General features: G+C 61.2%; 12 protein-coding genes. 9 read left to right on the top strand and 3 right to left on the bottom strand.

Translation table 11 applies throughout. The features are described 5' to 3' along the window. Window positions 1–147 precede the first annotated feature (147 nt). The 8 genes from ACPUER_RS11915 to ACPUER_RS11880 all read left to right on the top strand — a co-directional run bounded on the left by ACPUER_RS11915 (window position 148) and on the right by ACPUER_RS11880 (window position 7,605). A complete protein-coding gene (locus tag ACPUER_RS11915; RefSeq protein WP_425131180.1) occupies window positions 148–609 on the top strand; it encodes a hypothetical protein in 462 nt (153 codons plus the stop codon). Then, window positions 606–2,171 carry a hypothetical protein gene (locus ACPUER_RS11910; RefSeq protein ID WP_425131179.1) on the top strand — a complete coding sequence of 522 codons (1,566 nt, stop codon included), beginning with the start codon at window positions 606–608 and terminating at the stop codon, window positions 2,169–2,171. The genes ACPUER_RS11915 and ACPUER_RS11910 overlap by 4 nt, the downstream gene beginning before the upstream one ends. A 3-nt stretch (window positions 2,172–2,174) precedes the next feature. Beyond that, window positions 2,175–4,229, top strand: coding sequence for a portal protein (locus ACPUER_RS11905; protein WP_425131178.1), 2,055 nt, complete (start codon window positions 2,175–2,177; stop codon window positions 4,227–4,229). 3 nt (window positions 4,230–4,232) lie between these two features. After that, a complete protein-coding gene (locus tag ACPUER_RS11900; RefSeq protein ID WP_425131177.1) occupies window positions 4,233–4,478 on the top strand; it encodes a hypothetical protein in 246 nt (81 codons plus the stop codon). An 8-nt stretch (window positions 4,479–4,486) separates the two neighbouring features. Beyond that, the gene (locus ACPUER_RS11895) at window positions 4,487–5,530 is read left to right on the top strand and encodes a hypothetical protein (RefSeq protein ID WP_425131176.1); all 1,044 of its coding nucleotides are present in this window, start codon (window positions 4,487–4,489) and stop codon (window positions 5,528–5,530) included. Window positions 5,531–5,605: 75 nt separating this feature from the next. Further along, complete coding sequence (locus ACPUER_RS11890; RefSeq protein WP_425131175.1) at window positions 5,606–6,550, top strand: SU10 major capsid protein; 945 nt, start codon at window positions 5,606–5,608, stop codon at window positions 6,548–6,550. A 123-nt stretch (window positions 6,551–6,673) separates the two neighbouring features. Continuing rightward, window positions 6,674–6,970 carry a hypothetical protein gene (locus ACPUER_RS11885; protein ID WP_425131174.1) on the top strand — a complete coding sequence of 99 codons (297 nt, stop codon included), beginning with the start codon at window positions 6,674–6,676 and terminating at the stop codon, window positions 6,968–6,970. Between the two features lie 2 nt (window positions 6,971–6,972). After that, the gene (locus ACPUER_RS11880) at window positions 6,973–7,605 is read left to right on the top strand and encodes a phage adaptor protein (protein ID WP_425131173.1); all 633 of its coding nucleotides are present in this window, start codon (window positions 6,973–6,975) and stop codon (window positions 7,603–7,605) included. Window positions 7,606–7,762: 157 nt separating this feature from the next. Here ACPUER_RS11880 and ACPUER_RS11875 read toward each other — a convergent pair whose 3' ends face one another. From ACPUER_RS11875 to ACPUER_RS11865, 3 genes are all read right to left on the bottom strand, one after another. After that, window positions 7,763–7,957 (bottom strand): hypothetical protein, encoded by a 195-nt coding sequence (locus ACPUER_RS11875; protein WP_425131172.1) that lies wholly within the window; start codon window positions 7,955–7,957, stop codon window positions 7,763–7,765. Window positions 7,958–7,963: 6 nt separating this feature from the next. Beyond that, complete coding sequence (locus tag ACPUER_RS11870) at window positions 7,964–8,119, bottom strand: hypothetical protein (protein WP_425131171.1); 156 nt, start codon at window positions 8,117–8,119, stop codon at window positions 7,964–7,966. Window positions 8,120–8,236: 117 nt separating this feature from the next. Beyond that, complete coding sequence (locus tag ACPUER_RS11865) at window positions 8,237–8,698, bottom strand: hypothetical protein (RefSeq protein ID WP_425131170.1); 462 nt, start codon at window positions 8,696–8,698, stop codon at window positions 8,237–8,239. On the opposite strand from ACPUER_RS11865, the gene ACPUER_RS11860 reads away from it, so the two are divergent. Then, on the top strand, window positions 8,682–9,359 hold the full coding sequence (locus tag ACPUER_RS11860) for a hypothetical protein (RefSeq protein WP_425131169.1): 678 nt from the start codon (window positions 8,682–8,684) through the stop codon (window positions 9,357–9,359). The two genes, ACPUER_RS11865 and ACPUER_RS11860, sit on opposite strands and share 17 nt — an antisense overlap. Window positions 9,360–9,368: the final 9 nt, after the last annotated feature.

Here is a 9,368-nt window from a genome sequence, read left to right as displayed (position 1 = left end):
CCAACGAGGAAAAGCGCGTGATTGGGGAGGAGGTTCTCTCACAACTACCCTATGCGCGCATCCTCCACTCGGTCCAGGGGACCCTGACAGCCGTCACACGCTCAATCAGGGACCGGATCGACGAATTGGAGAAGCCCATTGGCAGTAATGAACCCCAAGACGGGTCGAAAGAACGTCCAGGGAAGTCCAAGGCAAAGCCACTTCGCAAAACTGAGCCAAACGCCTGAAGGTCGCGCCCAGCTTGCTGAATGGCGTGCCCGTCGCGGCACTAAGCGCGGGCTGGGGCGTCCCCACGGTGCGCTCGACGGAACCACAACCATCGAGCGTGAGAAGAGCATCGCAGCGGCGAAAGCCGAAGCAAAACGATTGGTACAACTGATGGAACAGAGCGGCAGCAACATCCCGAAGGACGGGTTCGCCCGTGAAGCCCTCGAGACGGCGGTCGAGATTGTCCGTCGCAAGGAAATTAGCCCCAAGGATCAACTGGCAGCAGCCCGTCTGGTCCTCGAGTTCACGATGGCGAAGCCTGCGTCGGAATCCAACGTGACCGTCAAGAAGGCTGAGGACTTCCTGGCCGACCTGGCAACGCAAGACAAGGACGACGAATGAGTATTGAGGCGGTGCGCAAGCGCCTGTACGAGGATTTCGAGTACTACGCCAAGCACGCGCTGAAGATTCGAACGAAGGAGGGGACGGTTGTTCCCCTCGTCCTCAACGCAGCACAAAAGATTTTCATGAAGCGGGTCATCAACCAGCTTCACACCACCGGCAAGGTCCGCATCGTCGTCCTCAAGGGACGCCAGCAGGGCCTGTCGACGATCATCGAAGGGATCATCTACTGGTGGACGAGCCAGCACAAGGCTGTGAAGTCCATCGTTATGACCCACCTCGGGGAGTCCACGAAGGCCCTGTTCGACATGGCCAAGCGGTACCACGAAAACTGCCCAGAGATCCTTCGTCCCCACACGAAATACTCATCAAGGAAAGAGCTTGCGTTCGATCTCCTCGACAGTAGCTACATGGTTGCTACCGCTGGCGGTGAAGGCATCGGTCGAGGTGAGACCATCCAGCTCGCCCACCTCTCAGAAGCCGCCTTTTATCCTCCCGCAACCGCGAAGGACAACATCAACGGCCTGATGCAGGCCATCCCGAACGCCAAGGGCACGTTCGTGTTCGTCGAGAGCACCGCCAACGGCATCGGCAACCCGTTCCACAACATCTGGACCTCCGCAGTCGAGGGCAAGTCGGAATACGAGGCGATCTTCATCCCCTGGTTCGTCCAGCAGGAGTATCGCGCCCCGGTGCCCGAGGGGTTCTCGCGGACCCCCAAGGAGGAGGAGCTGGTCGAGAAGTTCGGTCTGGACGATGAGCAGCTCATGTTCCGCCGTCACAAGATCGCGGTCAACGGCGAGGAGATGTTCCAGCAGGAATACCCGTGCCACGCCGACGAGGCCTTCCTGACCTCGGGCCGGCCGGTGTTCCACACGCAGCAGATCCACGGATACCTCCAGAAGGCCCCGGACATCAAGGTCCGCATGGAGCTGATCGGGGAGCGCCTCGAGGAGGCCCCACGCGGCGATCTGCTGCTGTACCGGCTGCATGATCCGGGCGAGACCTACTACATCGGCGCTGACGTGGCCATGGGCGTCCGAGGAGGCGACTGGTCGGTGGCGCAGATCCTCGACTCTCGCAAGCGCGTGGTCGGCATCTACCGATCCCAGGTCCACCCGGACTACTTCGCGACCATCCTCAACGCCCTCGGGCACCACTTCAACACCGCCAAGATCGCCGTGGAAAACAACAACCACGGGATCCTCACCGCGACCCGCCTCGGCAAAGACCTCGCGTACCCCAACCTCTATTTCGAAACCCACGTCGACAAGCAGACGGAAGACGAGACCGTTGTCTACGGTTTCCGCACGACCGTCAAGACCAAGCCCCTGATCATCGACAAGCTGCGCCAGGCCTTCCGCGAGGAAGACATCCAGGTGTACGACAAGGTGACCCTCAGGGAGCTGATCACGTATGTGGTCACCGACGACGGGAAGATGGAAGCAGAGCCTGGGTGTTTCGACGACTGCGTCATGTCGCTGGCAATCGCGAACTTCATCCACGAAGGCCACTTTACTCCTGTTGAGAGTACCGATGCCTTCTACATCGAAATGATTTAATCAATGGCTAAGGCTTCCAAGAAGTTTCAGCCCGTGACGGAATCGGAGCTGCTCACCATCGTCCAGAAGCACGCAGAATCCAGCGTGCTGTACTACTCCTCGAAGCTCTCGGAAGAGCGCAAGAACGTCATGGAGTATTACCACGGTGAGAAGCCCCGTCCCGCCCACGCGGGCAACTCGAAGTACGTCTCGATGGACGTCTTCGACGCAGTGGAATCCCTGAAGGCTGTCCTTCTGGAGACCTTCAGCGCAGGCAACCGGATCGTGTCGTTCGACCCACAGACCGACAAGGACGTCGATGCAATGCGCGTCGCGACCGAGTACGCGGACTACGTTGTCCACCGGCAGAACGACTCATACAACGTCTTCTCGTCGGTCATCCAGGACGGTCTGATGGCCCGCACGGGTATCGTCAAGGTCTTCTGGGACGAGCGCTTCGAAGAGCAGGAGGAAGAGTTCCACAACGTCACCGCAGAGGCTGCAGAGCTGCTTCTGTCCCAGGACGACGTGACCGACCTCAAGCTGGAGCACAACGAAGACAGCGGCCTGTTTGATGGCACGCTCATGCGCCGGATCGACAAGTCCCAGGTGCGCTACGTCCCTGTGGCCCCCGAGGAGTTCCTGATCACCGAGACGGCGCCGAGCCTGTCCGACGCGCCCTTCGTAGCACACCGGACCCGAAAGACTCGCACCGAGCTGATCGAAATGGGGTATCCCAAGGACCTGGTGTACTCGATCAACGACTCCGAGGGCAACGACGAGCTTGCCATGGACCCGGAGCGCCTAGCGCGTTTCGAGGACATCGGCGCCGGCCTGATCGACCTTGGCGAAGAGGAGCAGCAGCTCCAGACGCGCCACGTCATGGTCTACGAGTGCTACATGCCGCTCGATATGGACGGCAGCGGCGAGGCCAAACTCTGGAAGGTCGTCATGGCCGGCCGCACGATCCTGGAGAAGGAGCTGGTCGACAAGCGCCCGTTCCTCTCGTTCACGCCGATCCCGCTGCCGCACACGTTCTACGGCTCCAACTACGCTGCTCGCGTCATCCCGACGCAGAACGCCCGCACGGTGCTCATGCGCGGCATCCTGGATCACACGGTTATCACCAACAACCCCCGCATGATGGTGGTTAAGGGTGCCGTGATGAACCCCAAGGAGCTACTGGAGAACCGCGTCGGGGGTCTGGTAAACGTGACCCGGCCAGATGGCATCGCGCCCCTCCCGCAGGCCGGCCTCAACCCCTTCGTGTTCCAGACGATCCAGCTCCTGGACGAGGACAAGGAGGAGGTTACCGGTGTCTCCCGGCTGTCCCAGGGCCTCAACAAGGACGCCATCTCCCAGCAGAACAGTCAGGCCATGGTTCAAGACATGGTCAGCCTGTCCCAGCAGCGCGAGAAGATCATCGCACGCAACTTCGCCAACCAGTTCGTCAAGGAGCTTTATCTTGAGGTTTATCGCTTGGTACTCCTCAACGAAAAGCAGACCAAGATCGTTCGACTGGCGGGCGAGTTCGTGCAGGTAGACCCGCAGGAGTGGACCGACCAGGTCACCTGTACCGTCGAAATGAAGCTCGGCTACAACGAGCAGCAGCAAGACGCCATGAAGTACATCGCGATCAACGCGCAGCTTGGCGGCGATCCTCAGAACGGCCGCATCTACAGCGAGCAGAACCGCTATGCGGTGTTCCGTACTGCCCTGGAGAAGGCCGGTATCAAGCAGATCAGTCAGTACCTCACCGACCCCAGCACGCTGCCGGCGCCGCAACCGGATCCGTTCAAGGTTCAGGAAATGCAGCTCGAGGCACGCAAGGTCGCCGTCCAGGAATCCGTCGCCAAGACCACGCAGCAGAAGGTCGCAGACCACATGCAGGTCGAGCAGATGAAGATCATGCTGGAGAAGCAGCAAGCGCAGATCGACGCGCTCCTGCAGAACCGCCAGATCGACGTCAAGCAGTTCGTCGCAGCGTCCACCGCCGCGATGAAGGAGCACGAACTGAAGCTGGTCGAGAAGGAGATGGAACAGAACCCGCCGCAGACCCAAGCGGTGGCCAAGGTGTAACCAATGACCCCCGAACTCGCGCTCCAACGCGGCACCGCTGCCGAGGAGCTTCTAGCCAACCAGGCGTTCATCACATGCGTGAATGAACTCTACAACCAGAGCTTCGCTGAGATCACCGGCAGTTCCCTGGAGGACACGAAGTTGCGCGAGTCGCGCTTCTTCCTCCTCCGAGGCCTGCAGGACATCACCACCGAACTCCAGGGCTGGGTCCAACTCAAGGCCCAGATCCTTACCCCCACCGAAGAGTGAACAACCACATGACGACCACCACCCAATCGGGCGTGGCTACCGCTGCGCCGTCATTCGATGAAACCGACGCAGCAAACGCATTTCTGTCGCGCTGGAGCGCAGAGGACCCGGAAACGGTATCCAACGACCCCGAGCGCGACGACGACACCCCGGAAACCGACGAATCCGGGGTAGTCGAGGAACAAGCCGACGAAACGCCGGAAGGCGACGAGCAGGACCAGGAGGACCCTCAGGAAAGCGACGAGGAGTCGGACGAGACCCAGGGTGACGAGGGCGATGAAGCGGACGACTCCGCAGAGTCCCGCGTGCTCGACGACGAGAAGATCGTCAAAGTCAAGGTCGACGACCAGGAGCTGGAGGTATCCGTAAAGGACCTGAAGCGTCTCTACGGCCAGGAAGCGGCCCTGACGAAGAAGTCCCAAGCACTCGCGACCCAGCGCACGGAGCTGGAGACAGCGAACCAACGCGCAGCAGCGCAGCTCGACCGTCTCCATCAGAAGGCTGCGGCCCGGTGGGAGCCGTACAGCAAGATCGACATGCTGGTCGCCAGCAAGCAGCTCGACGCCGAGCAGTTCACGGCGCTGCGTGCCGAGGCTCAGGCGGCATACGACGACTATCGTTTCATCACGCAAGAAGTCGACCAGTTCGTCAAGTCCGCGAACGAACAGCGCCAAGCGTCTATGAAGGCCGCAGCCAACGAGGCCGTCAAGGTCCTCAACGAGAAGGTACCGGGCGGCTGGAACCAGAAGGTCTACGACGAAGTGCGGACCTATGCCGAATCGACGGGCATGCCGAAGCACATCGTGGACGGGATTGTCGATCCGTTCGCGCTCGAAATGATCCACAAGGCCATGCAGTTCGACAAGGCCAAGGCAGTCGTGACCAAGAAGGTCAACAAGACGCCAACCAAGGTCATGAAGACCACCAAGACGGTGACCACCAAGGACACCCGCGTCGACACGACGATCAAGGCAAAGCAGCGCCTGCAGCGCACGGGATCCACCGACGACGCTGCGGACCTGTTCCTCGCCCGTTGGAACGTCAAGAAGTAAGTAGCTCCCTCCAGAACACCTAAGGCCGGAAGGACGCGGCCGAACACTCACTCTTTTTAGTAAGGAATACAAACTATGAGCAGCACCGCATTCAAGACGTACGACATGGTTGGCGTGAAGGAAGACATCTCGGACGTCATCACCAACATCTCCCCGACGAACACCCCGTTCCAGTCGCTGGTCAAGACGGAAAGCGTACACAACACGCTGTTCCAGTGGCAGGAGGACTCGCTGGCCGCTGTCGGCGCCAACTCGGCAGTTGAAGGTGCGGACGCGTCGTTCAGCACGATGACGCCGACGACGATGCTGTCGAACTACACCCAGATCCTGACGAAGGCGATCTCGGTGTCGGGCACGGCTGACACGATCTCGACGTACGGTCGCGCGAAGGAAACCGCGTACCAGCTCGGCAAGAAGTCGGCTGAAGTGAAGCGCGAACTCGAATACGCCCTCCTGGGCATCGCGCAGAACGCAGCGGTCGGCAACGAAACCACGGCACGCAAGTTCGGCAACGTGTGGGGCACGGGTGCCACGGGCGCGAACATGATCGACGCCGGCAACATCATCGACCACACGGCTACCCCGGTGGCTCTGTCGGAAAACGACATCCTGACGGCAAACCAGCACCTCTACGAGGGCGGTGGCGAGGCCAAGATCATGATGATCAAGCCGGCCGACTCGCTGATCGTGGCGACGTTCACGGCCGCAGCGGGCCGCTACCGTACGTTCGACGGCTCGGCAGACAAGACCGTCGTGAACGTGGTCGACCTGTACGTCTCGCCGTTCGGTGAGCAGAAGGTAGTTATCAACCGCTTCATGAAGGCCGACCGCGCCTTCCTGTTCGACCCGCAGTACTGGAAGCTGGCTGTGCTGCGTCCGTGGACGCGCATCCCGCTGGCGGTGACCGGCGACGCGCACAAGGAGGAAATCCTGGGCGAGTTCTCGCTGAAGCACCTGAACCAGAAGGCGTCGGCCGGCATCATCGGCCTGACCGGCTCGAACCCGGTTATCGGCCAGTAATGGCCCTGGGGGTCCTCCTGGATCCCCTTAGCAGTTCCCTCCTGAGGCCCATTCGCGGCCTCTCCAAATTCCTTTTCGCCCTGCTGCGTCCACTCTCGCGCAGCGGGGTCTTTTCTTCTCCCCATGCTGAAACTCGACAACGGCGTCAACGTGTCGGTCGCGTCCAACACGGACGGCCACATCATCGAGACGCATCAAGTTATCCCCGACTCGCTCCTCCAATCCCTCGCCGACAAGCGCCTCGCGTCTCACAACGTCCGCGAGCGGGAAATGATGCACGTCGCCTCGATCCCTGCGGCCCTTGTGGACCGCTGGTTGCGTGAAGGCTACGACGTGTTCCAAGAGCCGATCAAGAAGACGGTCGCCAAGCTCAAGAACGAAAACCTCGAGTACTTCCTCGCGACTGCTAAGGACATCTAAGAATGAACCTCGCCCAGCTTCGTAACAAGTTCCTCGCCATTCTCAACCGCAACGACTGCACTACGGATCTGGCGAACGACTTCATCAGCATGGCCCAGACGCGTCTCGAGCGCACGCTCCGCGTACCGGGCATGGAAAACATGAGCGTCACCACGGGCGCAGATCCGTCCGTGGCCCCCACGAACGCCATCGTCATCCCGTCGGACTTCCTGAGCCTCAAGTACCTGTACGCAGGCGAGACCCTCATGGAAAACAAGGACCTCGGGCACTTCCTCAAGATCCAACAGGATCCTGGGTTCAGCAACTGCACACACCCGCGCTACTACAGCCGGGTCGGTGCGTCGTTCCTGATCAAGCCCACGCTGGCCCTTGGGGACACGGCGACGATGGTCTATTACGCGGCCCAGCCGCAGCTACTCGTCGACACCGACACCAACTTCTTTTCGAACGTCGCCGCTGATCTGCTGATCTACGGCGCCCTCAGCTACGCGACCGACTACTTCGTCGACGACCGCGTCCAGGCATTCGAATCCCGATTCACGCAGCTCTACGCGGACATCGAAGAGCAGGGCCGCATGACCGACATGGAGCAGTCCTCCATGGCGATCTCGCCCGCATATTCCATGGAGTATTGATGACTAGTCTCTTTGGCGGCTCCGGTACTGCCGAGCCGGTCAACAACTCGGGGTTCTTCAACGGGTCCTCCACGCCCCCTGAAGCCGACTCCACGAACGCGCTGATCAACACCCTGACGGCCCAGGTTGCCACGGTTGCCACGGCGAACACCGAAGCTCAGGCGGCCGCAGTGGCAGCAGAGGCTTCGGCAAAGAACGCGGGGATCTCGGAGGCGAACGTCTCCAACCTGGCCCAGCAGGCTACCACCACGTTGAACGCAGCGAACACCGCGCTGACCCAGGCAAACACGGCCATTGACACGGCCAACACGGCGGCAACCACGGCCACCACGCAGGCCAGTATTGCGACCACGCAGGCTCAGACCTCATCCACGTCAGCCGCCGCCGCCTTGGCATCGCAAAACGCTGCAAGCGCATCAGCAGCGAACTCCAGCACTTCGGCCACCAACGCCGCCTCCAGCGCGTCCTCTGCAGCATCGAACGCCACATCAGTGGCCGCAGTGCTCGCCAGCATGAACGCGGTGTGGCTCGGGGCGCACGCAAGCGACCCTACGGTCGACAACAACGGAAACCCTCTGGCGGTTGGCGCCGAGTACCTGAAGACTTCGGTTAGCCCTCCGACGGTACGGGTCTACACCTCTTCCGGGTGGCAGGACCAGGATCTGACGGCTGAGAACGCCTCGTCGAATGCAACACTCGCCGCGTCCCAGGCCGCGTCCAGCGCATCTGCAGCCGCCGCAAGTGCCTCTTCGGCCACTTCGAGCGCCACGGCTGCTGGGAGTAGCGCTTCTGCGGCGAGCAACTCTGCCAGCAGCGCGTCAACGTCTGCGTCCTCGGCGTCCTCCTCGGCGTCCAGCGCTTCTTCGTCAGCAACCGCAGCCGCTAACTCGGCATCCGCAGCAGCGGCCAGCGCCGCGTCGGTCGATCCGAACAGCCTGCTGCACCTGAGCGGCGGGACGATGACCGGGAACCTCACGGCGCCCTTCATTGCGGTGTCGAACTCTACCGGGTACGCGGGGGTAGTGCTAAGTGCGAACGGGTACGCACCTCGTATCCAAACATCGAGCAGTAGTTCGATGACCGGCTTCGTCAATGCAGCCAACACCGCGTACAACCTGTCGGTGTACGACGGCGGGCAAGTAGCGACCCGAGGCAGTCTAACTGTCGGGGGTAGTTCAGTCGGCGGCGGAAGCAATGCCACCTTCGCGACGGATGGGAACGTCTACGGTTCGGTGTGGGGCGGCTGGCTTAGTAATTTCCTTGCGAACAACTACGTCTATCGGGGCGGCAGCACGATGTGGGGTCGCCTGTCATTGGTCGGCTCCAACTGGCAGGCCGACCTTGGTCTCACCAACAACCGTTCAGGCGTTGGTCCTTCAAACGTGTGGATCCGCGCCCGCGACAACGGGGGCCTGGAGATCATCAATAGCGCCTACAACGCTGTTCCATGGTCCTGTGACGACGGCGGGCAAACCTGGCAGAGCAACAACCTTCACGTCGGGCCATCGTCCTTCCAAACGGACGGCAATTGTTGGCTCAACGGGCGCAACACCTGGCTGTTCAATTGGTTCGACGCCAAGGCCGACCACGGCACGCAGTGCTACCACGGAGCGGACGGCAACGAATTCGGATCGATCAACGTGGGGTACGCGAACAACACCACCGACGCGGGATCCCCGTGGGTTCTTAGCGGCATGCGCTCGCAGAACGGCTCCAACGTGACTTACCTCCGCGCAGCGTGGCTGAAAATCTAAGGAATACTG

The organism is Burkholderia sp. DN3021 (genome assembly GCF_049805555.1).
GTDB lineage: Bacteria > Pseudomonadota > Gammaproteobacteria > Burkholderiales > Burkholderiaceae > Burkholderia > Burkholderia pyrrocinia_C.
The sequence above is the reverse complement of the archived record's forward strand: the minus strand, read 5'-3'. Positions and strand labels throughout refer to the sequence as shown.